Consider the following 26,989-nt stretch of genomic DNA (forward strand, 5'->3'; position numbering starts at 1 on the left):
GGGTCTTCGTGTGCACGACTTTCGGCTCGCGTGGTCCTGCGCGTCGGCGACAGGGCCTTCAGAGCTCGCGTTCGAGCACGCTCGTCACGGCGTCGAGGTCCATGATGCGGTCGACGACGGCGACGTGCGCCGCGCCCGCCTCGGCGCGCACGCGCGTGAACCACTCGGGCGTCGTGAGCACGAGCTGCGCATCCGCGGCGTCGCGCGCGACGTCGGCGGTGCTCGACGGCGCGACGTCGGCCTCGACCTCGAGCCTCGCGAGCGCGCGTCGCACGGTCGTGGCGAGGATCGCGCTCGTGCCGACGCCTGCGCCGCACACCGTCACGATCCTCATGCCGCAGCGCCCTCGATCGCGGCGAGGGCGTCCGCCCTCGTCGTCGCCGCGGCGATGCCGTCGACGACGCCCGCGCGGTCGAGCTGCACGGCGATCGCGGCGAGGCTGCGGATGTGCTCCGCCTGGGTCGTCGAGGCGAGCGCGACGACGACCCGCACGGGGTCGTGGTGGGCGTGGCCGAACTCGACGGGCTCGAGCAGCGTCACGATCGCGGCGGCATCCCGCCGCACGAGCGCGCTCGGCCGCGCGTGGGGCAACGCGATGCCGGGGGCGATGACGCACCACGGCCCGCCGTCGTCGATGAGCTGCACCATCTCGTCGACGTAGGCGGGGCCGACGGCGCGCGCGCTCACGAGGTCGCGGCCGGCGGCGCGCACGGCGTCCTCCCACGAGGCGGCGGCGACGCCGGGCGAGAACGTCGCCTCGGCGAGGACGGACTCCGTCATCGCAGCTCGTCGAAGACGTCCGTGATGTGCTCGACGAGGTCGTCGCGCTCCTCGACGGGCAGGAACGTCGACCGGGCCGCGTTGACCTGCAGCTGCTCGAGGTCGTCGAGGTCGTACTCGAACGTCTCGGCGAGCAGCGCGAGCTCGTTCGTGAGCGAGGTGTCGGACTGCAGGCGGTTGTCGGTGTTCACCGTCACGCGGAAGCCGAGCTGGTACAGCAGGTCGAACGGGTGATCCTCGATCTGGTCGCCGAACGCCGCGATCGCGCCCGTCTGGAGGTTCGACGAGGGGCTGAGCTCGAGGGGGATCTGTCGCGAGCGCACCCATTCGGCCGTCGCGCCGAGCTCGACGAGCAGGTCGTCGCCGCGGTCGTCGACCGAGATGTCCTCCGCGATGCGCACGCCGTGGCCGAGGCGCAGCGCGCGACCGGCGAAGAGCGCGTCGCGGATGGAGTCGATGCCCGCGGCCTCGCCGGCGTGCACCGTGACGGGCATGTGGGCGCGCGCGAGCAGGTCGAACGCCTCCGAGTGGCGCGAGGGGGCGAAGCCGTCCTCGGGACCCGCGATGTCGAAGCCCACGACGCCGCGGTCGCGGTGGCGGATGGCGAGCTCGGCGATCTCGGTCCAGCGGTCGAGATGGCGCATGGCCGAGACGAGCTGGCCCACCTGGATGCGGCGGCCGTGCGAGCGCACGAGCGCGACGCCCTCGTCGAGGCCCGCCTGCACCGCCTCGACGGCGGCGTCGAGCGAGAGGCCGCGCGTGAGGTGCTGCTCGGGCGCCCAGCGGATCTCGCCGTGCACGACGCCGTCGTCGGCGAGGTCGAGCACGAACTCGCGGGCGATGCGCACGAGCGCGCCCTCGGTCTGCATGACGGCCGTCGTGACGTCGAACGTCTTCAGGTAGTCGACGAGCGAGCCGGAGTCGGCGGACTCGGCGAACCAGTCGCCGAGGGCGTCGGCGTCGGTCGCGGGGAGATCGAGGCCGATCTCGTCGGCGATCTCGACGATCGTCTGCGGCCTGAGGCCGCCGTCGAGGTGGTCGTGCAGGCTCACCTTCGGCAGCGCGCCGATGTCCACGCCGTCGAGCAGGATGCGGTCCACGTCGTCCTCCCAGATCCGTCCCCTCGATCCTAGGGACTCGGCACGCTGCGTGCGGCCTGCAGGCGTGTCCCGCCACCCACCTACGCTGGGAGCATGCCCCGCCGCATCATCCTCGACTGCGATCCCGGCCATGACGATGCGATCGCGCTGCTGCTCGCAGCGGGGTCGCCGGAGGTCGAGCTCGTCGCCGTGACGACGGTCGCGGGCAACCAGACGCTCGACAAGGTCACGCGCAACGCGCTCGCCGTCGGCACGATCGCCCGGCTCGTCGGCGTGCCGTTCGCGGCGGGCGCGGATCGGCCGCTCGTGCGCGAGCAGGTCGTGGCGCCCGAGTACCACGGCGAGTCGGGGCTCGACGGGCCCGAGCTGCCCGAGCCGACGATCGCGCTCGACGCGCGCCACGCGGTCGACCTCATCGTCGACGCCGTCATGGCCGCCGAGCCCGGCACCATCACGCTCGTGCCGACCGGCGCGCTCACGAACCTCGCCCTCGCGGTGCGCCGCGAGCCGCGCATCGCCGAGCGGGTGCGCGAGGTCGTGTGGATGGGCGGCGCGGCCGCAGGCGGCAACCACTCCCCCGTCGCCGAGTACAACGCGGCGATCGACCCGGAGGCCGCGCAGATCGTGCTCGACGCGGGCTGGCCCGTCGTCATGGTCGGGCTCGACCTCACGCATCAGGCGCTCGCCGACCAGGCGGTGCTCGACGCGATCGCCGCCGTGCCCGGGCGGCCGGCGTCGTTCACGCTCGAGCTGCTCGAGTTCTTCCGCGGCACGTATCGGGATCAGGGCTTCGAGTGGCCGCCCGTGCACGACGCGTGCGCCGTCGCGTACGTCGTCGACCCCGGCTGCATGACGGTGCGGCGCGCGCCGATCGTCGTCGAGCTCGCCGGGGCGCTCACGACGGGGCAGACGGTCGTCGACCTGCGTCACGCGGCGCCCGAGGGCTGCACGACGTCGGTCGCGCTGGGCCTCGACGCCCCGCGGATGTGGGGCCACGTGGTCGACGCGCTCGCGCGGCTCGCCTGAGCCGACGCGCTAGAGCCTCGGCCGCATCCCCACGACGCCGGCGACCTCCTCGAGCGCCTGCGCCGCGAGCAGCAGCGCGACGTCGCGGCCGGGTGCCGCGACGAGCTGCACGCCCACCGGCAGCCCGTCGGGCGTGACGCCGAACGGCACGGAGATCGCGGGGCAGCCCGTCGCCGAGACGACGGTGGATGCGCGCATCCACTCGAGGTAGTCGCGCATGGGCGTGCCGTCGATCGCGGTCGGGAACTCGAGGGATGCGTCGAAGGGCGCGACCTGGCTCGTCGTGGTGACGAGCAGGTCGTGGTGCGCGAAGCAGCCCTCGACCTCGGCGGCGAGCCGCACGCGCGCCTCGCGGGCGTCGGCGATCTCGTCGGCCGTCAGCCGCATGCCCAGGTCGACGTTCCAGCGCACGGCCTCCTTGACCTGCGTCGGGTCCTGGCGCACGAGGTCGCGGTAGTCGGCGACGAAGTCGAGGGCGCGCTGCACGCGGAACACCTCGTCGCCGTCGACGAGGCTCGGGATGCGGTCGTCGACGTGCGCGCCGGCGGCCGCGAGCGCGTCGCCGACGCGATCGACGACGGCGCGCACGGCGGGCTCGACGGGCAGGAGGCCCGCGAGGTCGGTCGAGACGGCGACGCGCAGGCCCTCGAGGCCCGATCCCGGGGCGTGCCGCGACGGGTCGACGAGGTCGGGGTGGTCGAAGACCGTGCCGGGCTCCTGGACCGACGCGGGTGCGCCGTCCGCCGGCCCCGAGGCGACGGCCATGAGCAGCGCGACGTCGCTGACGGTGCGCGCCATGAAGCCCGACTGCGCGAGCCACTGCCACGGGTCCGACGGCAGCGCATGCGGGATGCGGCCGTTCGTCGGCCGCAGCCCCACGAGGTTCGTGAACGATGCGGGCGTGCGCAGCGAGCCGCCCATGTCGGAGCCGTCGCCCGATGCCTGCACGCCGGCCGCGATCGCCGCGGCGGCACCGCCCGACGAGCCGCCGGCCGACCGCGTCGGGTCGTACGGGTTCGTCGTCGTGCCGAACAGCGTGTTGAAGGTGTGGGAGCCGGCGGTGAGCTCGGGCACGTTCGTCTTGCCCGACATCACGACGCCTGCGGCGTGCAGCCGCGCGATCACGAGCGCGTCGCGCTCGGGCACGCGGTCGGCGAGCAGCGGCGACCCCTTGGTCGTGCGCCAGCCGGCCGTGTCGGTCGACTCCTTGTGGGTCATCGGCACGCCGTGCAGGCGGCCGAGCGGCGCGCCCGACGCCGCGACCGCATCCGCTCGATCCGCTGCCGCGAGGGCGCGCTCGTCGTCGCGCGTCACGACGGCGTGGATGCGTGCGTCGACGGCGTCGATGCGCGCGAGCTGGTCGACGAGCGCCTCGCGCGCCGACACCTCGCGGGCGCGGATGCGGGCGGCGAGCTCGCGCGTCGACAGCCAGGTGAGCTCGGACTCGCGCGCGGGCGCGGGCTGCGTCACGCGGCGGTCAGCTCGTCGCGACGCCGACGCCGATCGCGGCGAGGACGACGCCTGCGAAGAGCACCCACAGGATGATGCCGAGCAGCAGGGTCGCGACGTTCACGCCGATGCCCCAGTTGGCGATCGTGCGCGCGTGCGGCTCGCGTCCCTTGGCCATGACGCCGACGATGATGCCCGCGATGGGCGCGAGGAACGTCCACCCCATGAAGATCGACACGATGCCGATGACGAGGCTCGTGACGCTCCACGCGCTCGACGTGCCCTGGACCTGGTTCTGGCTCATGGCTCCATCCTGCCCCGCATCGGCTGCATGCGCGTCGGACCGCGGCACGATCGGCCCTCCTCCTGAGGAAGGAGGCCCACAGCCCGCTCCGTGAGGTGCGAGCCCGAAGGCCGAGCCTCGAAGGGTCCCTGCGAGGAGACCACGCAGCGAGGCCCCTCTCGAGGCTCCCTTCGCTCGCACCTCGAGGAGCGGTCATCAGCGCGATCCTGCGATCACGGCCAGGGAGTGCGTCAGACGATGCGGTCGCGCACGATGGGCTGCACGTCGACGGTCGTGCCGACCGGGGCGATCTCCCACGCGCCCTCGAGCGACGCGAGCGCACGGTCGAAGCGCGATGCGTCGTCGGCCGAGAGCGTCCAGAGCGGCTGGCCGGCGCGCACGGCGTCGCCGGGCTTCACGTGCAGGTCGATGCCCGCGGCGTGCACGACGTCGTCGGTCGCGCGCGCGCGGCCGGCGCCGAGGCGCCACGCGGCGACGCCGAACGGCAGCGCATCCTGGCGTGCGAGCACGCCGTCGGCCTCCGCGACCACCGTGTGCGTCTCGCGCGCGACGGGCAGCGCCGCATCGGGGTCGCCGCCCTGCGCGACGACGAAGCGGCGCCAGCGGTCCATCGCGCGGCCGTCGGCGAGGGCCGCCTCGACGTCGGCGTCGGGCTGGCCGACCGCCGCGAGCATCTCCTTGGCGAGCGCGACCGTGAGCTCGACGACGTCGGCGGGGCCGCCGCCGGCGAGCACCTCGACCGACTCGCGCACCTCGTTGGCGTTGCCGATCGCGAGGCCCAGCGGCACGTCCATGCTCGTGAGCAGCGCGCGCGTGTCGACGCCCGCGTCGGTGCCGAGCGCCACCATCGTCTCGGCGAGCTCGCGCGCCCGCGACTCCTGCTGCATGAAGGCGCCCGAGCCGAACTTCACGTCGAGCACGAGCGCGCCCGTGCCCTCCGCGATCTTCTTCGACATGATCGACGACGCGATGAGCGGGATCGCCTCGACGGTGCCCGTGATGTCGCGCAGCGCGTAGAGGCGCTTGTCGGCGGGCGCGAGGCCCGAGCCCGCGGCGCAGATCACGCCGCCGACGTCGGCGAGCTGCGCGAGCATCTCGTCGTTCGAGAGCGCCGCGCGCCAGCCCGGGATCGACTCGAGCTTGTCGAGCGTGCCGCCCGTGTGGCCGAGGCCGCGGCCCGACAGCTGCGGCACGGCGACGCCGAACGCCGCGACCAGCGGCATGAGCGGCAGCGTGATCTTGTCGCCGACGCCGCCGGTGGAGTGCTTGTCGACCGTGGGCATCGGCAGCGACGAGAAGTCCATGCGCTCGCCCGACGCGATCATCGCCTGCGTGAGGTCGTGGATCTCGCGCCGCTCCATGCCGTTCAGCAGGATCGCCATCGCGAGGGCCGCCATCTGCGCATCCTCGACGTAGCCGCGGGTGTACGCGTCGATCAGCCAGTCGATCTCGTCGGTCGCGAGCACGCCGCGATCGCGCTTCGTGCGGATGAGGTCGACGACGTCGTGCGCCTCTGCCATGGGGTCCCTCTCGTCAGGATCGAGGGCGGATCGGCCCTCAGGAGTCGGATGCGCGGTACGCGTCGAGCGTCGTGGGCCCGAAGGCGTCCGGCAGCACCTCGTCGATCGTACGGATGCCCGAGAGCGTCTGCAGCAGCATGCCCGGTGCGGCGTGCTCGAACAGCAGCTGGCGGCAGCGCCCGCACGGCATGAGCGTGGCGCCGTGACCGTCGACGCACGTGAACGCGACGAGCCTCCCGCCGCCTCCCATCACGAGCGCCGACACCATCGAGCACTCGGCGCACAGCGTGACGCCGTATGCGGCGTTCTCGACGTTCGCACCCGAGACGACGCGGCCGTCGTCGGTCAGCGCCGCGCAGCCGACGGCGAAGCCCGAGTACGGCGCGTACGCCTTCGCGTTCGCCTCGACCGCTGCGACGTGCAGCGCATCCCAGTCGATCGTCGTCATGACTTCATGTAGGGCTTGCCGCTCGCGGCCGGAGCCCGCGACTGCCCGATGAAGCCGGCGACGGCGAGGATCGTGATGACGTACGGCAGCATGAGCATGAACTCGTTGGGCACGCCCGAGCCGATCGACTGCAGCACGTTCTGCAGCGCCTGCGCGAAGCCGAACAGCAGCGCCGCGAACGTCGCCTTGATGGGGTGCCACTGGCCGAAGATCACGGCGGCGAGGGCGATGAAGCCGAGGCCGCTCGTCATGTCGCGCTGGAACGAGCCGTTCGAGTCGAGCGTGAAGTAGGCGCCGCCGATGCCGACGATCGCGCCCGCGAGCGTCACGTTCCAGAAGCGCCACCGGTTCACGCGGATGCCGACGGTGTCGGCAGCGAGCGGGTGCTCGCCGAGCGCACGCAGGCGCAGGCCCCACGTCGTGCGGAACAGGCCGATCGTCACGACGATCACCGCGACGTACACGGCGTAGACGATGACGGTCTGGTTGAAGAGCGCGGGGCCGACGATCGGGATGTCGGCGAGGATCGGGATGCGGATGCGCGAGAACCGGTCGGGGTTGTTCAGCTCGGGGTTGTCCGTGAGCACCGACGAGTAGAGGAAGTTCGTGAGGCCGAGCACGAGCACGTTGAGCACGACGCCGACGATGACCTGGTCGACGTAGTACTTGATCGAGAACGCGGCGAGCACCATCGACACGAGCACGGCCGCGACCATGGCGGCGATGACGCCGCCGACGCCCGCGAGCAGGACGCCGACCGTGCCCATCTGGCCGATGGGACCGGATGCGATGGCCGACGATGCGACCGCCGCGGCGAACGCGCCCGAGAGCAGCTGGCCCTCGATGGCGATGTTCACGACGCCGACGCGCTCGGAGATCACGCCGCCGAGGGCGCCGAAGATCAGCGGCACGGCGAGGCCCACCGTGAGCACGAGCAGGCCCGGCAGCGGGATCGACTTCGTCGCGCCCGCCCAGACGAGGAAGGCGACGACGGCGACGATGCCGTAGACGATCGGCAGCCACACGCCGATGCGGCGCCGCGTGAGGTGCGCCGCGATCGCGACGCCCGTCATGGCGGCGAGCAGCAGCGCGGCGACGATGCCGGTGATGCGCGCGGGCAGCACCGCGTCGGGCAGCTGCAGCAGGTCGGCGTTCGTCGACAGGCGCAGCGTCGTCTCGCCGTCGCGGCCGAGGCCGACGAGCACGATGGCTGCGACGACCGTGAGCACGACGTACGTGATGGGCACGCGGAGGCTGCGCGGACGCGCGACCTCTGCGCTGGGCTCCGGGGCGAGGCCGGCGGTCTGGACGGCGCTCATCGCGCGCCTCCCCTCGGCTTGGGCAGGCGGAAGATCGTGCGCACGAGCGGCGGTGCCGCGATGCAGAGCACGATGACCGACTGCACGACGAGCACGATGTCGATCGGCACGCCCTCGGCGGCCTGCATGCGGAATCCACCGGCCTTGAACGCGCCGAACAGCAGGCCGGCCGCGAGCACGCCCCACGGGTTCGAGCGGCCCAGCAGCGCCACGGTGATCGCGTCGAAGCCGATGCCGGCGTCGATGCCCGACGTGAAGCCCGTCGTCACGGTCGCCTGCACCTGCTGCGCCCCCGCGAGGCCCATGAAGGCACCGGCGACGAGCATCGCCTGCACGTACACGGTCTTCACCGACATGCCGGCGTTGAGCGCGGCCTGCGGGTTGAGGCCGACGGCGCGGAATCGGAAGCCGAGGCTCGAGCGCTCGATGAGCCACCAGGCCACGACGACCGCCGCGACCGACAGCACGATGCCCCACGTGAGGTTGAACTGCGAGCCGAGCAGCGGCGGCAGGATGGCCGTCTCGAGCATGCGCGGCGTGATCGGGTTGTTGCTGCCCGGCGCCTGCAGGAGGTTCGGCGTGCGGATGAGGTACGACAGCAGCCACAGCGCGACGAAGTTCAGCATGATCGTCGTGATGACCTCGTGCGCACCGGTGCGCGCCTTGAGGAGGCCGGCGATGCCGGCCCACAGCGCGCCGGCGATCATGCCGGCGAGCAGCGCGACGATGATGTGCAGCACGGGCGGCAGCGGGAACGAGAAGCCGACCCAGCCGGCCGCCGCGGCGGCGGCGAGCATCTGCCCGCGGCCACCGATGTTGAACATGCCGACGCGGAAGGCGACGGCGACGCCGAGGCCGGCCGCGATGAGCGGCGCCGCGAAGTGCAGCGTCTCGGTGAGCGGGCGGATGAGCGCGACGAAGCCGCCCTCGGGCCGCGAGAAGTTGAGGATCGAGCCCTGGAACAGCGCCCAGTAGGCGCCGCCGACGGCCGAGCCGATCGCGGCGAGCGTGTCGCCGGGCCGGGCGAAGAAGTAGCCGCTCGCCGCCTGCACCTGCTCGTCGGTCGCGGCGATGAGGATGCCGCCGACGACGAAGGCGACGACCACGGCGAGCAGCGACACCATGGGCGTGCCGCCGAGGATCTCGCGTGCGACGCTGCCGAAGCGGTCCTCGTCCTGGTTCTGCTCGTGCGACTCGGCCGCGGGGGCCGCGGCGACGGGCACCTCGACGACCGTCGGGGCGTGCACGACGTCGCGGTCGCCGTCGGCGTCGAGCGACGGCGCACCGCCGGTGCGCTGCGGCTCGGCCGCGATGGGCGCGTCCTGGTCGGTGGCGTCGGGCGCGGGGCGCGACGTGTCCTTCTCGTCGGTCATGCTGCGAGTCCCTCCGGCAGCTCTCCGGCCATCATGATGCCGAGGTCGTCGCGCGACGTGTCGGCGGGCACGACGCCCACGACGCCGCCGCCGTACATGACCGCGATGCGGTCGGCGAGCCCGACGACCTCGTCGAGCTCGGTCGACACGACGATGACGGGGATGCCCGCATCCCGCGTCGCGATGACCTGCGCGTGCACGAACTCGATCGAGCCGACGTCGAGGCCGCGGGTGGGCTGCGACGCGACGAACAGCTGCAGCGGCCGCGACAGCTCGCGTGCGAGCACGACCTTCTGCTGGTTGCCGCCCGAGAGCGTGCCGACGGGCGTCTGGATCGACTGGGCGCGGATGTCGAACGCGCCGAGGCGCTCCTGCGCGAACTCGTCGCGGGCGCCGCGCACGATGGAGCCGCGCTGCACGAACGGGTCGCCGAGGTAGCGGTCGAGCATGAGGTTCTCGGCGATCGAGAACTCGCCGACGAGGCCGTCGACCTTGCGGTCCTCGGGCACGAAGCCGACGCCCGAGTCGAGCACGTCGCGCACGGTGCGGCCCAGCAGCTCGACGCCGTTGAGGCGGATGCTGCCGGTCGCGCGCCGCTGCAGGCCGAGGATGGCCTCCGTGAGCTCGGTCTGACCGTTGCCCTGCACGCCGGCGATGCAGACGACCTCGCCGCCGTGCACCGTGAGCGAGAGGTCGTCGACGACGGCGATGCCCTGCTCGTCGAGCACGGTGAGGTGCTCGATGACGAGCTCGTTGTCGGTGCGCACCGACGGCTGCTTCTGCACCGTCAGCTCGACCGGGCGCCCGACCATGAGCGAGGCGAGCTCGACGCTCGTCGCGGTGGGCTCGGCGGTGCCGACGACCTGGCCGAGGCGGATGACCGTGATGCGGTCGGCGATGGCGCGCACCTCGCGCAGCTTGTGCGTGATGAACACGATGGCCGTGCCCTCGTCGCGCAGCTGCTGCATGATCGCCATGAGCTCGTCTGTCTCCTGCGGCGTCAGCACGGCGGTCGGCTCGTCGAACACGAGCACCTTCGCGTCGAGCGACAGGGCCTTGATGATCTCGACGCGCTGCTGCACGCCGACCGGGAGGTCCTCGATGCGGGCGTCGGGGTCGATGTGGAAGCCGAAGCGCTCGGAGATCTCGACGACGCGGCGCTTGGCGCCTGCGAGCCCGCCGAGCTCCTTCTCGTGGCCGAGCAGCACGTTCTCGGCGACGGTGAAGACGGGGATGAGCATGAAGTGCTGGTGCACCATGCCGATGCCGGCGCGCATGGCGTCGCCGGGTCCTGCGAACCGCTGGACGACGTCGTCGAGCAGGATCTCGCCCTCGTCGGCCTGGTACAGGCCGTAGAGCACGTTCATGAGCGTGGACTTGCCCGCGCCGTTCTCGCCCAGCAGGCAGTGGATCTCGCCTGCCTCGACCGTGAGGTCGATGTGGTCGTTGGCCGTGAGCGAGCCGAAGCGCTTGGTGATGCCGCGCAGCTCGAGGGTCATCGCCGCTCCTCGAATGGGTGGTGCCGTGGATGGTGGGGATGGTCGACCGGATGCCCGTGTGCGGGTGCCGGTGTCATGACTGTAGTCGCACGCGTGGGGGCCGGCGCGAAGCCGACCCCCACGCGAATGCGGTGCCTTACGGCGAGGAGGGCGAGTCGACGACGATGTCGCCGGCGATGATCGCCGTGCGAATCGTCTCGAGCTCGTCTGCGAGGCCCTCGGGGACCTGCGACTCCCACTCGTTGAAGCCGGCGATGCCGACGCCGTCGTTCTCCAGCGTGCCCACGTACGGGTCGCTCGAGAACTCACCGGCTGCGTCGGCGAGGACGACGGCCTCGACGCCCGCGTCCATGCCCTTGAGCACGGAGGTGACGAAGAGGTCGGCGTACTCGGGCGCCGTCTGCGACAGGTCGGCGTCGACGCCGATCATGCCGTAGCGCGTGTCGGGGTTCTCGGCCTGCGCCGTGCGGATGGCCTCGCCGGCGGAGAGGAAGATCGGGCCGCCGACGGGCATGACGATGTCCGCGCCCTGCTGGAGGAAGGTCGTCGCCGTGGCGTTGGCCGCGGGGCCGGCCTCGAACGCGCCGACGAACGTGCCGTCCTGCGCCTCGACGTCCCAGCCGAGCACCTGCACGTCTGCGCCGTTCTGCTCGTTGTAGTACTCGGCGCCCAGCACGAAGCCGTCCATGAAGATCGTCACGGGCGGGATGTTGATGCCACCCCACGTGGCGATCGTGCCCGTCTGCGACGAGGCGGCGGCGGCGTAGCCGGCGAGGAACGCGGCCTGGGCCGTGTCGAACGTGATCGGCTGCACGTTGTCGGCCGTGATCGACGAGTCGTCGATGATGGCGAAGTTGACGTCGGGGTTCGCCTCTGCCGCGGCCGACGTGGCCTCGGCGAGCAGGAAGCCGACCGTGACCATCATGTCGCAGCCGTTGTCGAGGAGGTTCTGGATGTTCGACTGGTAGTCGGTCTCCGACTGCGACTCCGCCTGCGATGCCTCGACGCCGAGCTCGTCGGCCGCAGCCTCGAGGCCCTCGAGGCCGAGCTGGTTGAACGACTGGTCGTTGAAGCCGCCCGCGTCCGAGACGATGCAGGGCGAGATGTCCGCGGTGGCCTCGCCGGACTCGGCGGGACCCTCCTCCGGCGCCGAAGCGCAACCGGCGAGCAGAGCCGCGACGCCGAGCGTCGCGAGACCGCCGAGGGCGGTCTTCCGAATGGTCCTCACAGGGATTCCTCCAGTGCATGGGGTGGCCGCGCGTGACGGCCTGGGTACCGGGCAGCCTAGCCAGCCGCGCACGCGCGGAAGGCCGAAAGCGACGAGTCGAAACGTGATCGTTGCAAAGGTGACTCCGGCTCAGTCGTCGGGGTCGCGACGAGGGCCCCGCACCGGTCGGTGCGGGGCCCTCGAGCACGCTCGATCCGCTGCGCGGGACGCAGCGATCGTGCGTCAGAGCAGGATCTGCATGGGCGATGCGATGAGCTGCGCGAGGCGATCGAGCCACCTGGCGGCGACGACGCCGTCGACGGGACGGTGGTCGACCGACAGCGTCACGGTCACGACCGACCCGGCCTCGAGCTCGCCCTCGTCGTTCACGACGGCCCGCCTCGTGGCGGCGCCGATCGCGAGGATCGCCGCCTGCGGCGGGTTGATGATCGCCGAGAACTCGTCGACGCCGAACATGCCGAGGTTGGTGATCGACATCGTGCCGCCCTCGAGCTCCGCCTGCTGCAGGCGTCCCTCGTTCGCGCGGCCGACCGCATCCTTGATCTGCGTCGACAGGGTCGTGAGCGACAGCGACTCGATGCCGCGGATCGTCGGGGTCACGAGCCCGCGCTCGCTCGCGACGGCGATCGAGATGTCGGCCGTCGGGTACGAGACGACGGCGTCGTCGGTCCAGATGACGTTCATCTCGGGCACGTCGACGAGGGCCCGCGCGGCCGCCTTCACGAAGAGGTCGTTGACCGAGATGCGCACGGTCGCCCCCTCGTTGACCTGCGCGCGCAGGGCGAGCAGGGCGTCGACGCGCAGGTCGCGCCGCAGGTAGAAGTGCGGCGCCTCGCGCTTCGACTGCTGCAGCCGCGAGGCGATGATCCTCCGCAGCCTCGTGTGCGGCGTCGCCGTGCCGCCCGCCGGTGCTGCGACGGGGGCGGATGCGGGTGCGGGTGCCGCGGCCGGCGCGGATGCGGGAGCGGCGGCGGGCGCTGCCGGAGCGCTCGCAGCCGACTCCACGTCGGCGCGCACGATGCGGCCGCCGGGGCCGGAGCCGGAGAGCGTGGCGATGTCGATGCCGCGCTCCTTCGCGAGCCGACGGGCGATCGGGCTCGCGAAGCGGCGCTCGCCGTTCGCGCCGGCGGCGGGTGCCTGCGGCGCGGCCGGCGCCTCCGCCTGCGGTGCGGCGGCGGGCTCCGTCTGCGTCTGGGGCTCGGGCACGTCGACCGTCGTGTCCTCGGTCTCGACGGCCTCCTTCGCCTCCTCCTGGTCGATCGTGGGGGGCTCCGCGGGTGCGGCGTCCGCCGCGCTCGAGCCACCGAGCTGCGCCACGAGCGCCTCGGCCTCGCTCGCGGCCTCGCCGGGGGCGAGCAGCACGGCGATGGGGTCGCCGACGGGTACGGTGTCGCCCGACTCGACGAGCAGGGCGTGGATGACGGCGTCGTCGTCGACCTCGATGTCGACGACCGCCTTCTCGGTCTCGACCGACGCGATCGCCGCGCCCGCCGTGACGCTCGCGCCGGCCTCGACGAGCCAGCCCTCGAGCACGGCGGCGTCGGAGTCGGCGGAGACGCCGGGCATCTTCAGGAAGCGTGCCATGGGTGTGTCCAGTCCTTCCCGGCTCAGGCCGTCACGGCGCGGAGCGCGGCGACGATGTCGTGGGTGTGGGCGAGCGCTGCCTTCTCGAGCACCTTCGAGATCGACGGCGACGACTCCGAGCCCTGCACGCGCGTGATGGGCGCGTCGAGCCAGTCGAAGAAGCGTCGCTGGATCTCGTCCGAGAGCCAGCCGCCGTACGACGTGCCCTCCGAGCCCTGCTCGACGATGACGACGCGGTTCGTCTTCTGGATCGACGCGCCGATCGTGTCCCAGTCGACGCTCGCGCGGTCGAGCCAGCGCAGGTCGATGACCTCGCCGTCGACGCCCGACTCCTCGACGGCGTCGAGGGCGCGCTGCACCATCGACAGGTACGAGATGACGGTCGCCTCGGAGCCCTCGCGGCGCACGGCCGCCTTGCCGAACGGCAGGCAGTAGTCGAGGTCCTTCGGTGCGGCGCCGACCGACTTGTAGAGGTCGGCGTCGTGCTCGAGCACCGCGACGGGGTCGCCGAGGCGCATCGCCGTGTTCACGAGGCCGACGTAGTCGAGCGGCGACGACGGCGCGATGATGCGCCATCCGACGCTCGTGGCGAGGATGCCCGCCGGGTCCATCGAGTGCTGCGAGCCGTAGCCCGTGTTCGTGCCGATCTTGATGCGCATCATGAGCGGCATGGCGTGGTCGCCGCCGAACATGTGGCGCGCCTTGCCGATCTGGTTGAACAGCTGGTCGGCAGCGACCCAGAGGAAGTCGGCGTACATGAGCTCGATGACCGGGTAGTACCGACCGTCGAGCGCGAGGCCGCCGCCGAAGCCCGTGAAGGCGTTCTCGCTGATGGGCGTGCCGAGCGTGCGGTCGGGGAAGTCGTCGGCGAGGCCCTTGGTCGCGCCGCGCGAGCCGCCACCGAGGCGGTGGATGTCCTCGCCGAGCGTGACGATCGACTCGTCCTGCGACATGCGACGGTGCATGACGGCTGCGATGACGTCGACGAACTTCCTGTCCTCGAGGTCGTCGGGGCCGAACTCCGCGTTCTCCTGCACGGCGACGTCGGTGATCTCGGGGATCTCGCCGCGGATGCCGTGGTTCAGGAAGGCGGGGTCGGGCCACAGCTCCTCCCGGATGCGCAGCTGCCCGGCCTTGCCGTTCGGGTCGGCCTCGACGACGCGGTCGCCGATGTCGGCCATGACCTTCTTGACGCGGGCCCGCACCTCCTTGGCCTCGTCGGCCGAGAGGATGCCGCGGCGCGTGAGGTGACCCTCGACGATCGCGATGGGGTCGCGGTCGCGCCACGACTTCTCCTCGTCCTTCGTGCGGTAGCCGAAGGCGCTGCCCGGGAAGGGGCCGTTCTGGTGGAAGTAGCGGTAGGTGTCGACCTCGACGACCGTGGGGCCGTTGCCCGCGCGCATGTGGTCGACGGCCAGCTGCATCGCGAGGTGCACCGCGAGGGTGTCCTGGCCGTCGACGCGCCACGAGGGGATGCCGAAGCCGAGGCCGCGACCCGACAGGCGCGCCTCCCCCGTCGCCTCGTCGACGTTCGTCGACACGGCGTACTGGTTGTTCTCGATGAAGAAGCACGTGGGCGTCTTCCACGCGGCGGCGAGGTTGAACGACTCGAGCACCGAGCCGATGTTCACGGCGCCGTCGCCGAAGTAGGTGACCGAGACGTCGTCGGTGCCCGAGTGCTGGCTGGCCCAGCCGAAGCCGACCGCGAACGGCACGGCGCCGCCGACGATGGCGTTCGTGCCCATGGCGCCGGCCTCGGTCCACTGCAGGTGCATCGACCCGCCGCGGCCCTTGCAGTAGCCGTCCTTGAGGCCCGCGATCTCGGAGAGCGCGCGGTAGAGGACGTCCTGCACGGGCTCCGCGATGGCGTCGCGTGCTGCGAAGCCGTTCGGCTGGACGTGGCCGAACGCCTTGGCGAGGAACTGGTGGTGGCCGCGGTGCGAGCCGTTGACGTGGTCGGCGCTGTGCAGCGACAGCGCGCTCCCGACCGCGCCGCCCTCCTGGCCGATCGACGAGTGCGCGGGCCCGTTGATGAGCTTCTGCCCAGCCAGCTCGAGCACGTACTCCTCGAAGGCGCGGATGAGGTGCAGCTGCACGAGCATGGTCTCGAGGAGCGCCGGGTCGGCGGCATCCCAGTCGGCCTTCGTCGTGCGGAGCTCCACCCAGGGCGCGGCGGGCTTCAGCGTGGTCGTCCTTGCCATTGATCCTCATCCTCGATGAATCGGTAGCGCGTGGCTTGTCGGCTCGTGGTGCTGGGTACGGACCCCTCCGCGGCTATGCTCTCGCATGCAGCGCGACGGACGCCGTCGTACTCGTCACCACCGTACCGTACAACTCTATACAAGCATAGATGAGTAGGTGTCGGACCCTCCGTGCAGGGCCGCGCGGAGCGAAGGAGGAGACCCATGGTGGAGAAGCTCGATCGTGAGTCGGCGACCCCGCTCTACATCCAGCTCGCCGACGTCATCCGCGCCAAGATCCAGCGCGGCGACTGGCAGCCCGACCAGCGCATCCCGTCGGAGAACGAGCTCAACCAGCTGTACGGCATCAGCCGCATGACCGCGCGCCAGGTGCTCGCCCGCCTCGTCGACGAGGGCCTCCTCTTCCGTGTGCAGGGCAAGGGCACGTTCGTGTCGCGCTCCAAGATCTCCACGCGCTCCCCCTCGTACCAGGGCATCCGCGAGCAGCTCGAGCAGCAGGGCTACGCGACCGACACCGAGCTGCTCGGCCAGCGCCTCGAGCCCGCGTCGACGCGCGTCGCGCAGGCGCTCGACATCCCCACGGGCACGCCCACGTTCATCGTGCGCCGCCTGCGCCGCGTCGACGGCACGCCCATCAGCGTGCACGAGTCGCACGTGCCCGAGGCGCTCGCGCCGGGCGTCATCGAGCGCGACCTCGTCGCCGAGCAGCTGTGCACCGTGCTCGATCGCGACTTCGGCCTGCGCATGACGAAGGTGCTCGAGACGCTCGAGACCACGGCGGCGTCGGCGAACGACGCCAAGCTGCTCGCGGTGCACGAGGGCACGCCGATCCTGCAGCTCGAGCAGCGCATCTCGTCGCCGTCGTCGAAGCCGTTCGAGTTCACCCGCATCCGCTTCCGCGGCGACATGGTGCGGCTCGAGTTCACGTACGACGTGTAGCGCGCGTCCGCCGAAGGTCAGCAGCCCGGGTCGATCCCGTCGCGATCCGCGCCGACGACGATCGACACCGGCGAGGTCGGCGGGCCGGCCGTGCCCGCATCCGGGTTCTGGTCGAGCACGACGCAGCGCGAGGCGGGATCGGCGCGAGCCCAGGTGACCTGCAGGTTCGCGGCGTCGAGGCCCGCGGCCCCCATCGCGGTGCCGGCATCGGCGAGCGTCATGCCCTCGAGCGACGGGATCGCGGCGTCGGGCGACGTGGACTGCGACCCGTCGCTCACGAGCAGCGTCACCGACGTCCGCGGCAGCACGAGCGCGCCCGCGCCCGGCGACGAGTACTCGATGCGTCCCGCCTCCTGCGCTCCCGCCACCGTGGCGCCGACGACGACCGTGAAGCCGGCGCCCTCGAGCGTCGCGCGTGCCTCGTCGGGCGTCTGCCCCGCCACGTCGGGCAGCGCCACGGCGTTGCCCTGCAGCGTGCTCTCGTCCGGCGGCGCGAACGCGGCACCGGGGTAGCGATCGAGCGCGGCGCCCATCACCTGCGTGAACACCGCGGAACGGCGATCCCACATCGCCCGGCCGCCGACGCTCAGCAGGCCCGTGTCGCCCTGGATGTTGCCGATCCACACGCTCGACGCGATCGACGACGACGCGCCGTTCACCCACGTCTGCACGACGTCGTTGCTCGTGCCGGTCTTCGAGATCACCGGGGCCGGCCCCGGCGGGTCGTTGATCCGGTTGGCGTTCGTCACCTCCTGCAGCACGTACTGCATGACCGAGGCGACCTCGGGCGTCAGCACGCGCTCGCAGTCGCGCGCAGGCATCGCCAGCTCGCTGCCGTCGCGCGCGACGATGCGGTCGATCGCGGTCGGCTCGCAGTGCACGCCACCGCTCGCGATCGTCTGGAACGCCTCCGCCATGCCCATCGGCGTCACGTTGCCCGCTCCGCCGATCAACGCCGGCGGCACCTGGTCGCGCGGGTAGTCGGCGTAGGTGCCGCCCTGCGCCGGGCCCGCGCCCATCCGTTCGGCGACCTCGAAGACGTCGCACACGTCGAGGCGGGTGCCCATCTCCATGATCCCCGTGTTCAGCGAGTTCTCCATGATGCCGACGACGTCGGATCGGGGGAAGCTGCGCCCCTCGTTGTTCTGCGGATCGGCGGGCAGCCGCGAGCCGCAGGACGGGATCTGCCGCGGATGCCGTGACGTGTCGAGCGACGTGCTCACCGAGTAGCCGGCCTCGATCCACGCCGCGAGCGCGAAGATCTTGTAGCCGGATCCCGGCTGGAAGCCCTGACCACCTCCCAGGTCGCTGCCGCCGACGTTGAAGTTCACGCCCGTCTCGAGCTGCGCATCCGCCGAGTCGGTGTTGTCGAAGTCCTTGTTCTGCGCCATCACGAGGATGCGCCCCGACCCCACCTCGAGCATGCTCACGGCGCCGCCGAGCTCGAGCCGCGTCTCGTCGAGCGGCGTGTACTCGTCGAGCACTGCCTGCACCTGCTCGTTGAGGGTGACGTCGATGGACGTGAAGATCTGCAGGCCACCGAGGTCGAACGCGCGCTGGTTCGCGGCCTGATCGGCGCCGAGCAGGAAGGAGCCGTCGGGCTGCGGCAGCTGCAGCGTGCGAGAGACGTAGTCGCAGAAGAAGCCGGTCGAGCCGTAGTACGAGGCCATGCAGCCCGACTCGAGCTCGCTCAGCTGCACGAAGTCGTCGTCGACGGGGATCGCGAGCGCCTCGTCGCGCTCGGCGTCGGTGATGAATCCCACGGTGTGCATGCGCTGGATCACGTAGTCGCGACGCGCCTGGTTGCCCGCGTAGTGCTCGGGCTGCGACAGGTTGAGGTTCGACGGGTACTGCACCGTCGCGAGCAGCGATGCGGCCTCCGCGATCGACAGCTGGCTCGCGTCGATGCTGAAGTAGCGCTGCGCTGCCGCCTGGATGCCGTAGGTCGCGTCGCCGTAGTTCGCGATGTTCAGGTACGCCGCGAGGATCTCGTTCTTCGTGTACCGCTGCTCGAGGGCGATGGCGAAGCGCATCTCCTGCAGCTTGCGCCCGTAGGAGTCGGCGGTCTGATCGGCGCACAGCTCCTCGTCCTGCCGTGCGCCCGTGGTCGGGTCGACGATCGCGCATGCGACCTCGACGATCTGCTGTCGCACCAGCTGCATCGTGAGGCTCGAGGCGCCGCCGGCGCCGACCGGCGAGAGCGCGCGCACGACGGAGATCATGTCGACGCCGCCGTGGTCGTAGAACCGGGCGTCCTCGCCGGCGATCGCCGCGAGCGGCGCCCAGCGTCCTGCCTCCGCGAGCGAGACGATCTGCCTGTTCTGGCTGTAGAACTGGGCGATCGGGATGGCCTCCTGCGCCTCGCCGCGCCCGTAGATCGTCGAGACCTCCGACTGCTCGTCGATCTCCACGAAGTCGGGCAGGCTCTCGAACACGTCGATGCCGCTGTCGGCCGTCTCGGAGGCGACGGCGACGCCGGGCACGACGGTGGCGCTCACGAGGAGGCCGGCGACGACGCTGAAGCCGACGACGCCCAGGAGGCTGCCCAAGAAGGAGCCGGGGGCGTGACGAACGCGAGGACCGGGTGACATGCCCGCACGCTACGTCGTGTCGCTGGCAGATCGGCCAGGGATCTCCTGCACGAGCGCTGGACGCGTCGAGCACGGACATGCCGAGCGCGCGCCGGCCACCCCTGCCCGGCGCGCGCTCGGTCGCTGTGGCGCCGCCTACGAGGCGGCGGCGGCGCGGTGCGCCTCGAGCACGCGCTCGAGCCCCGCGAGGTCGACGAACCCCTCGGGGCCTCGCGCATCCAGCCCCTCGACGAGCGTCGCGGGGGCACCCGGATCCCCGAGCGCCGACACGATGGTCGTCGCCGCCGGGAAGGCGTCGTCGTGCGTGAAGTGGCTCACGGTCACGACGTGGGCCATGCCCGCCGCCGCAGCCGCGGCGGCGCCCGACTGGGAGTCCTCGATCACGACGACGTCGTCGATGCCGACGCCGAGCTCGGCGGCGGCCAGCAGGTAGATGTCGGGGGCCGGCTTCTTCGCCGGCACGACGTCGCCCGCGAAGACGCCCGCCATGCGGGCGCGCTGCTCGGGGCCGACGACGGAGGCGAGCACGGCCTCGACGCTCGCGAGGGCCGACGTGGACGCGCAGGCGACGAGCCAGCCGGCGTCGAGCGCCTCGCCGACGACGCGGGCGATGCCCGGTCGCGGAGGCAGCGCGCCTGCCTCGACGAGCTCGACGTAGAGCGCCGACTTGCGCTTGTGCGCGGCGGCGATGCGCTCGTCGAGCTGCTCGGGCGAGCCGAGGTCGATCTCGGGATGCTGCGCGAGGTACGCCTTCATGCGCTCCTTGCCGCCGCCGACGCGCAGCAGCTCGCCGTACTCCTCCGGGGTCCACCGGAACGGGAGGTCCAGCTCCTCGAACGTGCGGTTGAAGGCGACGAGGTGACCGTCGAGCTCGGTGTCGGCGAGCACGCCGTCGCAGTCGAGCACGAGCGCGCGCGTCATGCGGGCACCGCCGCGCGACGCGCCGAGCCGAAGAGCTCGATGTGCTGCAGCACGGCCTGCTCGACCGCCGAGCCGATCTGGTCGAACAGCCTCACGGGCTCCCACTTGCCGGCGCGCTCGGCCTCGGCGAGGTGATCGCGCGATGCGTGCATGTAGGCGAGCTTGACGGCGGTGGAGATGTTGATCTTCGAGACGCCTGCGTCGATGAACGCCTGGAACTCCTCGGCCGACAGGCCCGTGCCGCCGTGCAGCACGACGGGGATGTCGGTGAGCGCGGCGAGGCGCGCGACGCGGTCGACGAGCAGCACGGGCGAGGCCTTGTAGAGGCCGTGCGCGGTGCCGAGCGCGGGCGCGATGAGGTCGGTGCCCGTCTCGGTCGCGACGCGCACGAGCTCCTCGTCGGCGTAGAAGTGCACGTTCGGGTCGTCGGAGCCGACGCCGTCCTCGACGCCCACGATGTTCTCGATCTCGCTCTCGACGTCGACGCCGGCGGCGTGCGCCTCGGCGACGACCTCGGCGGTCTCGGCGACGGCGGTGTCGAAGTCGCGGTCGGAGGCGTCGAAGAGCACCGACGACCAGCCGTGCGCGATCGCCTCGGTGATGACGGCGCGCTGCGGGCAGTGGTCGAGGTGCAGGGCGACCGGCACGGATGCGGCATCGGCGGCGGCCTGGGCCGCCGAGGCGAGCACGGCGGCGCCGAAGTACTGCACGGTCTTCACCGACGTCTGCAGGATGATCGGCGAGCCGACCGAGTCCGCGGCCTTGACCGCCGAGGCGATCGAGAGGCCATCGACGATGTTGACGGCGGGGACGGCGTACCCGTCGGTGCGTGCGGCGAGGCAGAGCTCGCGGGTGCTAGCGAAGGCCATCGGACCATCTCCTCCTTGCGTCACGGGCATCGTCGCCCGGTGCCGGGTCTGTCTCCATGACAAGTCTATACAACACTGGACAACTGAGCCAAGTCGCGGCGAGCGAGGGGGCGGGGGCGGCTCAGAGGCCGCCGCCCGCCTCTCCGGCGCGCGCGAGCACGCGCTCGACGAGCGCGTCGTCCCATCGGCCCGCGAAGAGCAGCAGATCGGCGAGCGTCATGCGGTCGCGCATGAACGGCAGCGCCGCGAGCGCCCAGCGCGCACGATCGGCATCCACGCTCGGCGTGAGGGTCGAGAACGTCGCGGGGGCTCCCCAGGCGGCGAGCGCCGCGGCGCACGACGCGGGGTCGCCCGCGAGGCGCTCGAGCTCGGACCGATGCCGCTCGCGGTCGTCGAGGAAGGCCGCGACGCCGTCGCGCTGCTCCTGCCACCTCGCGACCTTGCGCTCGACGGCGATCCAGCACTCCTCGCCGAGCGCGCCCGACGGGTCGACGGGCGCCCACGTCGCGAGCACGCGCTCGCGCAGGTCGGCGGGTGGCTGCAGGTCGTCGACCGCGACGTCGAGGATGCGCTCGTCGTGCAGCGCGACGTCCCAGAGCGCAGCGGCGACGACGCTCGCGACGCCCACCTGGGCGCCGTGCAGATCGTGCTCGACGTGCTCGGCCATCGCCCGCATGTCGAGCACGTGGCTCAGCAGGTGCTCGCAGCCCGACAGCGGCGCGGTCGACCCGGCGGCGCCGATCATGAGGCCGCCGAGCGTCAGGGCGTCGACGAGGCCCGACATGCGCTCGGCGTCGCTCGCCTCCGGCGCGGTCATGGCGACGACCGCATCGCGCACCGGCGCCGTGAAGGCATCCGAGTACGGTCCCGGGTCGACGCCGAGCGCGCATGCGAGGTACCAGTCGGCGGGCGAGGTCCACACGGCGACGGCATCGCCGACGCCCGAGCGCGTGAGGCGGTCGGGTGCGTCGGCGAGCACGTCGTGGTCGATGACGAGGGCGGCGGGCCAGGCGCTCGGCGACGTGCGCTTCGCACCCTTCTGCACGAGCACCGACAGGGAGTCGGCGAAGCCGTTGACGGATGCGGCGGTCTGCACGGCGACCACGGGCACGCCGAGCCGGGCCCCGACGACCTTCGCGAGGTCGGTCACGGTGCCCGAGCCGACCGAGACGATGAGCTCGGCGCCCTCGGCGTCGACTGCCGTCGCATCCACGGTCGCCTCGTCGAGCACGACGCCGTGCTCCCCCGCCGGTGCGACGACGTGGTGCAGCTCGTAGCGCTCGGCCAGCTGCGCCTCGACGCGCGCGTCGACGTCGTCGCCGCCGACGCACTTCGGCACGCCGTCGCCCAGCAGCACGACGGAGCCTCCCGCGAGGAGGGACGCGGCGAGCGAGCCGACGGCGTCGAGCGCGCCGGGCCGCGAGGTCGTGGTCATGGCGCCGCCCGAGTGCTCGAGCGAGGCGCGTGCGAGATCCGTCATGCGCGGGCCTCCCGATCGGCGTCGACGAAGGCGTCGACGAGGTGGTCGATCTGCCCCAGCACGATGTCGGGGCGGTGCTCGTCGGGCGCGGCTGCGAGCATCGCCTCGTCGGTCTCGCCCGTCATGACGAGCGCCGAGGCGATGCCCGAGTTGCGGGCGAAGAGCATGTCGGTCGAGAGGCGGTCGCCCACCATGACCGTGCGCGCCGGGTCGATGCCCGTGTCGCGCTGGATGATGTCGAAGAGGTCCTTCGACGGCTTGCCGAACACCGCCTCGCACTCGACCTGCGTGCCCGCCGTGATCGCAGCCGTGATGCACGCGGCATCCGGCTCCCCCCTGCCGCCCGGGAACGGGCAGAAGCGGTCGGGATTCGTCGTCACGAGGCGGGCGCGCTTGTGGAACCACAGCGCGTCGAACGCGATCTGCAGCTTGCGGTACTCGAACGTGCGGTCGTACGAGGAGATGACGAGGTCGATGCGCTCGGCATCGTCGCTCATGGGGATGCCCGCTGCGGCGAGCGCATCCACGAGCGGCTGCTCGCCGATGGGGAAGACGACCTTGCCGGGCATCTCGCGCTCGATCCAGTGCACCGTCGCGACGAGGCTCGTGTAGACGTCTTCGACCGGCGTGGGCAGGCCGAGGCGCGCGAGGCGGTCGGCGTAGTCCTGGGGCGACTTCGTGGGGTTGTTGCTGCAGAACAGCACGCGCTTGCCGTGCGCGCGCAGCGTCTCCACGAGGCGCTGGGCGCCGGGGAGGAGCCCCTCGCCGAGGTAGATCGTGCCGTCGAGGTCGAACAGGTAGGCGTCGAACTCGGCGATGGCGTCGATGGGGGTCGGCTCCGTCATGGCGTCGGGCGCTCCTTCGAGGGATCGTGCGACCGGCCGGCCCTGCAGCAGGGCCGGCCGGTCGAGGGGATGGGTCAGACGGCGATGGGCTCGGGCTGCGTCGTCGCGCCTGCCTGCTGCTTCGTGGCCGCAGCGTACGCCGCCGCCTTCCGCGTCGCGACCTGCAGCTGGTCCCAGACCTTCGCGTTCGCCTCGCGGATGGCGCGGTACGCGGTGAAGAGCTCGGTGTAGACCGCGGTCTTCTCGAGGTCGGGCTCGTACTCGCGCACGATCTCGACCGTCGCATCCGCACCCTCGGCGTAGCTGGCGTAGACGCCCGAGCCGACGCCCGCGACGATCGCCGCGCCCTTGGCGCCGAACTCCGAGCCCGCGGGCACGATGATGCGGCGACCGAGCACGTCGGCGAAGATCTGGCACCAGACGGCGCTGTTCGCGCCGCCGCCTGCCAGGCGCACCGTCTGCACCTCAGTGGGGATGGAGTCGAGGCAGTCGCGGATGCCGTATGCGACGCCCTCGTAGATGGCGCGCAGCATGTCGCTGCGGTCGTGCGTGCCGGTGAGGCCCGAGAACGAGCCGCGCGCGGAGGGCTTCACGAACGGCGCGCGCTCGCCGCCGGGCGCGAGGTAGCCGTGGAAGATGACGCCGCGGGCGCCGATGGGCGTCGCGAGGATGCGCTCCTCGAGGTGCGCGAACAGCGCCTGACCGGCGACCTCGGCGTCGGCCTGGAAGGCGGCGCCGAACTCGCGCAGGAACCAGTCGAGGTTCGGGGTGCACGAGTTCATGCCCATCGCGCGGATCCACGTGTCGGGGCCGTGCGGGATCGTCCAGCCCACGTCCTGCGGCTCGAAGCCCTTCGACACGTCGTCGGTGCACACCGTGACGATGCCCGCCGTGCCGATGACGGCCATGCAGTCGCCGGGGCGCACGACGCCGACGCCGAGCGACGACGCGGTGATGTCCATCTGACCCTTGTAGACGGGCGTGCCCGCGACGAGGCCCGTGCGCTCGGAGGCGGCGTCGGTGACGGTGCCTGCGACGTCGGTCGGGGCCTTGATGGGCGGCAGCACGTGGCTGACGCGGTCGATGCCCCAGATGGTGTTCACCTGCTTCGACCACTGGCGACCGGCGGTGTCGATGCCCGAGAGGCTCGCGTCGGAGGGATCGGTGGACAGGTCGCCGGTGAGGTTGAACTCCACCCAGTCCTTGCACCACAGCGTCGTGGCGCCCTCGAGCACCTCGGGCTCGTTGTCGGCGCGCCAGCGCAGCACGGCCGAGGTCGTGCCCGCGTAGGGGCCGGTGCCGGTGATGGCGAACTGGCTCGTGACGGTGCCGTTCGCGTACCAGTCGTCGATGATGCCGCCCGCGCGTCCGTCGGTCCAGAGGATCGCGGGGCCCTTGGGGCGCCCCGTCGCGGAGTCGACGAGCCACACGCCGTCGCCCTGCCCCGTGACCGACACGGCGACGATCTCGCTCGCGTCGACGCCGGAGCCCGCGATCGCGTCCTTGATCGCGTCGGCCGCGGCCTCCCAGACCTGGTCCATGTCCTCCTCGGCCAGATGCGGCTCGGGGCTGTCGATGCCGACGCTGTGCGCGCCGCGCGAGAGCTCGGTGCCTGCGCGGTCGAAGACCGCGGCCTTGAGCACGGACGTGCCGGCGTCGATTCCCAGGATGTACTCGCCCATGGGGGCTCCTCCTCGTCGTTGAGGTCTGATCTGGGCCGGGCGCCGCCGGGCGGCGGTGCGCGACTGCCGGCAATCATATAGACATGTATGGACTTGTCTCTAGTCCCACATGCAGGATGGGATGGAGGCATCCCCCAGGGGCACCGATCGCGAAGGAGCGAGGACCGTGCGAGCGCTCGTGAAGCATGCAGGAGGCGTCGGCATCGAGGAGGTGGCCGAGCCCGAGCTCGAGCCCGGGCACGTGCTCGTCGACGTCGCCCACGCCGCGGTCTGCGGCACCGATCGCGCAGCCCTCGACGGCGGCCACGACGTCGGCTCGGGGACGCGCACCCTCGGACACGAGGCCTCCGGGCGCATCGTCGCGATCGCCCCCGGTGGCGTGCGCGACGACCTGCGGGTGGGCGACCGCGTGACGTTCGAGACGGATGCGTACCTCTGCATGCGCTGCGACGCGTGCCGCACCGAGCAGTACAACCGGTGCCCGAACCGCAGGGGCATCGGCACGACGGCCGACGGCGCGCTCGCCGACCGCATCGCGATGCCCGAGCGCGCGATCCACGTGCTGCCCGACTCGGTCTCGCTCGTCGAGGCTGCGCTGACCGAGCCGCTCGCGATCGCGGTGCACGCCGTCGTCGAGCAGTCGCCGTCGCTCGTCGGCGAGGTCGTCGTCGTGATCGGGCCCGGGGCCATCGGGCAGCTGTGCGCGCGCGTCGCTCGCGCGGTGGGAGCGACGGTCGTGCTCGTCGGCCGTTCGCGGCACGCGGCATCGCTCGCGAAGGCACGGAACGCGGGCATCGACGTGGTGGTGGATGCCGAGACCGAGGACCTCGATGCGATCGTGCACGGGCTCACGGGCGGCCGCGGCGCGCACTCGGTGTTCGAGTGCTCGGGCGCGACGAGCGTGGCGGAGTCCTCGCTGCCGCTGCTGCGGCGCGGCGGCCGGCTCGTGCTCGTCGCGTTCTTCCAGACCGCGCCCGCGTTCGACGTCGACCGGCTCATCCACCACGAGCTCGAGATCGTCGGCTCGCGCGGCAAGCGCCCGTCGAGCTACCGCACGGCCCTCGCGCTCATGGCGTCGGGCGCCGTGCGCGTCGAGCCGCTCATCTCGGCGCGACTCCCCCTCGAGTCGTGGGCCGACGGCCTCGACCGCGTCGCCCGCGGCGAGAAGGTCGTGTTCGACGTGGCGCCGTAGCCCTCCCCACCGGCTGGTCGAGGAGCGCGTCGCCGACGGCGGCTGGCTGCGCGAGCGGCCTCCTCGACGAGCTGGAGCGCATGTCGGCGCGGACGGCCATGGTGGGATGAGCGCATGCATCCCGCGACCGCCGACGCCTGCACGCGCGCCCACGCGCATCGGCTCGTGCTCGGCGCCGTGCAGCCGGCGATCGACGCCGCGACGATGGCGCTGCTCGACGGCGTCGACGACGAGCGGGTCACGGCGCTCGCCGCCATGCATCCCGACGAGACGCCGTCGGTCGTCGACGCCACGATCGCGAGCGCGCACGAGGCGCTCGGCATCGAGCTCGCGGCGATGACGTTCCAAGAGGCCGTCGCGATCGTCGCGCGCGAGCTGCTGCTGGAGCACCTCGCGAACGACCGGTCCCTGCGCGACATCGCCGCGTGGGCGCACGACGTCGTCGGTCATCACGATGCTGGGCCGATCGAGCCGCTGCTCTCGCTCGACGACGCGTTCAATACCTCGGCGCTCTTCCCACATCCGTCGTCGACCGTCGTCGAGGTGATCGCGGCGACTGCAGACGTCGTAACGCGGTGGCGGCCGGCGTCGCTGGGCTGACGGCACCCCACCACCACGAGTGGTCGTCGAACGCTCGCC

At 72.1% G+C, this 26,989-nt stretch carries 23 protein-coding genes; 4 read left to right on the forward strand and 19 right to left on the reverse strand.

Annotated elements, in window-relative coordinates:
• Positions 1–58 precede the first annotated feature (58 nt).
• Genes FS793_RS06055 through FS793_RS06065 form a run of 3 tightly spaced genes read right to left on the reverse strand, consistent with a single transcriptional unit; the run spans position 59 to position 1,880 of the window.
• The gene (locus tag FS793_RS06055; RefSeq protein ID WP_144719496.1) at positions 59–334 is read right to left on the reverse strand and encodes a PTS ascorbate transporter subunit IIB; all 276 of its coding nucleotides are present in this window, start codon (positions 332–334) and stop codon (positions 59–61) included.
• The gene (locus tag FS793_RS06060) at positions 331–780 is read right to left on the reverse strand and encodes a PTS sugar transporter subunit IIA (protein WP_144719499.1); all 450 of its coding nucleotides are present in this window, start codon (positions 778–780) and stop codon (positions 331–333) included. Before FS793_RS06060 ends, FS793_RS06055 begins: the two co-directional genes overlap by 4 nt.
• Positions 777–1,880: an adenosine deaminase gene (locus FS793_RS06065; RefSeq protein WP_260980044.1), complete on the reverse strand. Its 1,104-nt coding sequence runs from the start codon at positions 1,878–1,880 to the stop codon at positions 777–779. Before FS793_RS06065 ends, FS793_RS06060 begins: the two co-directional genes overlap by 4 nt.
• 93 nt (positions 1,881–1,973) lie before the next feature.
• Here FS793_RS06065 and FS793_RS06070 point away from each other — a divergent pair, with 93 nt between their 5' ends.
• On the forward strand, positions 1,974–2,906 hold the full coding sequence (locus FS793_RS06070; RefSeq protein ID WP_144719503.1) for a nucleoside hydrolase: 933 nt from the start codon (positions 1,974–1,976) through the stop codon (positions 2,904–2,906).
• A gap of 9 nt (positions 2,907–2,915) precedes the next feature.
• Here FS793_RS06070 and FS793_RS06075 read toward each other — a convergent pair whose 3' ends face one another.
• The 10 genes from FS793_RS06075 to FS793_RS06120 all read right to left on the reverse strand — a co-directional run bounded on the left by FS793_RS06075 (position 2,916) and on the right by FS793_RS06120 (position 15,831).
• Positions 2,916–4,376 carry an amidase gene (locus tag FS793_RS06075; RefSeq protein WP_144719505.1) on the reverse strand — a complete coding sequence of 487 codons (1,461 nt, stop codon included), beginning with the start codon at positions 4,374–4,376 and terminating at the stop codon, positions 2,916–2,918.
• A gap of 7 nt (positions 4,377–4,383) precedes the next feature.
• Positions 4,384–4,659 (reverse strand): hypothetical protein, encoded by a 276-nt coding sequence (locus tag FS793_RS06080; RefSeq protein ID WP_144719507.1) that lies wholly within the window; start codon positions 4,657–4,659, stop codon positions 4,384–4,386.
• 230 nt (positions 4,660–4,889) lie between these two features.
• Complete coding sequence (locus FS793_RS06085) at positions 4,890–6,179, reverse strand: thymidine phosphorylase (RefSeq protein ID WP_144719509.1); 1,290 nt, start codon at positions 6,177–6,179, stop codon at positions 4,890–4,892.
• 37 nt (positions 6,180–6,216) lie between these two features.
• Complete coding sequence (locus tag FS793_RS06090; RefSeq protein WP_144719511.1) at positions 6,217–6,627, reverse strand: cytidine deaminase; 411 nt, start codon at positions 6,625–6,627, stop codon at positions 6,217–6,219.
• Complete coding sequence (locus FS793_RS06095) at positions 6,624–7,946, reverse strand: ABC transporter permease (protein WP_144719513.1); 1,323 nt, start codon at positions 7,944–7,946, stop codon at positions 6,624–6,626. The genes FS793_RS06090 and FS793_RS06095 overlap by 4 nt, the downstream gene beginning before the upstream one ends.
• On the reverse strand, positions 7,943–9,319 hold the full coding sequence (locus FS793_RS06100) for an ABC transporter permease (protein ID WP_144719515.1): 1,377 nt from the start codon (positions 9,317–9,319) through the stop codon (positions 7,943–7,945). Before FS793_RS06100 ends, FS793_RS06095 begins: the two co-directional genes overlap by 4 nt.
• Positions 9,316–10,818: an ABC transporter ATP-binding protein gene (locus tag FS793_RS06105; protein ID WP_144719517.1), complete on the reverse strand. Its 1,503-nt coding sequence runs from the start codon at positions 10,816–10,818 to the stop codon at positions 9,316–9,318. The genes FS793_RS06100 and FS793_RS06105 overlap by 4 nt, the downstream gene beginning before the upstream one ends.
• A 136-nt stretch (positions 10,819–10,954) precedes the next feature.
• Complete coding sequence (locus FS793_RS06110) at positions 10,955–12,046, reverse strand: BMP family lipoprotein (RefSeq protein WP_313959365.1); 1,092 nt, start codon at positions 12,044–12,046, stop codon at positions 10,955–10,957.
• A gap of 222 nt (positions 12,047–12,268) precedes the next feature.
• On the reverse strand, positions 12,269–13,630 hold the full coding sequence (locus FS793_RS06115; RefSeq protein WP_144719519.1) for a dihydrolipoamide acetyltransferase family protein: 1,362 nt from the start codon (positions 13,628–13,630) through the stop codon (positions 12,269–12,271).
• Positions 13,631–13,653: 23 nt separating this feature from the next.
• A complete protein-coding gene (locus FS793_RS06120; protein WP_144719521.1) occupies positions 13,654–15,831 on the reverse strand; it encodes an alpha-ketoacid dehydrogenase subunit alpha/beta in 2,178 nt (725 codons plus the stop codon).
• A gap of 204 nt (positions 15,832–16,035) precedes the next feature.
• On the opposite strand from FS793_RS06120, the gene FS793_RS06125 reads away from it, so the two are divergent.
• Entirely contained in the window at positions 16,036–16,770 is a 735-nt protein-coding gene (locus FS793_RS06125; protein ID WP_144719523.1) for a GntR family transcriptional regulator, read from the forward strand.
• A 17-nt stretch (positions 16,771–16,787) separates the two neighbouring features.
• Here FS793_RS06125 and FS793_RS06130 read toward each other — a convergent pair whose 3' ends face one another.
• The 6 genes from FS793_RS06130 to FS793_RS06155 all read right to left on the reverse strand — a co-directional run bounded on the left by FS793_RS06130 (position 16,788) and on the right by FS793_RS06155 (position 25,158).
• Positions 16,788–19,319 carry a transglycosylase domain-containing protein gene (locus FS793_RS06130; protein WP_186329356.1) on the reverse strand — a complete coding sequence of 844 codons (2,532 nt, stop codon included), beginning with the start codon at positions 19,317–19,319 and terminating at the stop codon, positions 16,788–16,790.
• Positions 19,320–19,496: 177 nt separating this feature from the next.
• Positions 19,497–20,282 (reverse strand): HAD-IA family hydrolase, encoded by a 786-nt coding sequence (locus tag FS793_RS06135; protein ID WP_144719527.1) that lies wholly within the window; start codon positions 20,280–20,282, stop codon positions 19,497–19,499.
• Positions 20,279–21,151 (reverse strand): class II fructose-bisphosphate aldolase, encoded by an 873-nt coding sequence (locus FS793_RS06140; protein ID WP_144719529.1) that lies wholly within the window; start codon positions 21,149–21,151, stop codon positions 20,279–20,281. Before FS793_RS06140 ends, FS793_RS06135 begins: the two co-directional genes overlap by 4 nt.
• A gap of 121 nt (positions 21,152–21,272) precedes the next feature.
• Positions 21,273–22,631, reverse strand: a complete 1,359-nt coding sequence (locus FS793_RS06145; protein WP_144719531.1) for an iron-containing alcohol dehydrogenase — start codon at positions 22,629–22,631, stop codon at positions 21,273–21,275.
• Positions 22,628–23,476 carry an HAD-IIA family hydrolase gene (locus FS793_RS06150; protein ID WP_144719533.1) on the reverse strand — a complete coding sequence of 283 codons (849 nt, stop codon included), beginning with the start codon at positions 23,474–23,476 and terminating at the stop codon, positions 22,628–22,630. Before FS793_RS06150 ends, FS793_RS06145 begins: the two co-directional genes overlap by 4 nt.
• A 74-nt stretch (positions 23,477–23,550) precedes the next feature.
• Positions 23,551–25,158, reverse strand: a complete 1,608-nt coding sequence (locus FS793_RS06155) for an FGGY-family carbohydrate kinase (protein ID WP_144719535.1) — start codon at positions 25,156–25,158, stop codon at positions 23,551–23,553.
• A gap of 178 nt (positions 25,159–25,336) precedes the next feature.
• On the opposite strand from FS793_RS06155, the gene FS793_RS06160 reads away from it, so the two are divergent.
• Positions 25,337–26,350, forward strand: a complete 1,014-nt coding sequence (locus FS793_RS06160) for a zinc-binding dehydrogenase (protein ID WP_186329357.1) — start codon at positions 25,337–25,339, stop codon at positions 26,348–26,350.
• A 114-nt stretch (positions 26,351–26,464) separates the two neighbouring features.
• Complete coding sequence (locus FS793_RS06165; RefSeq protein ID WP_144719539.1) at positions 26,465–26,950, forward strand: hypothetical protein; 486 nt, start codon at positions 26,465–26,467, stop codon at positions 26,948–26,950.
• Positions 26,951–26,989 lie beyond the last annotated feature (39 nt).

The organism is Agrococcus jejuensis, from assembly GCF_007679035.1.
Classification (GTDB): Bacteria; Actinomycetota; Actinomycetes; order Actinomycetales; family Microbacteriaceae; genus Agrococcus; species Agrococcus jejuensis_A.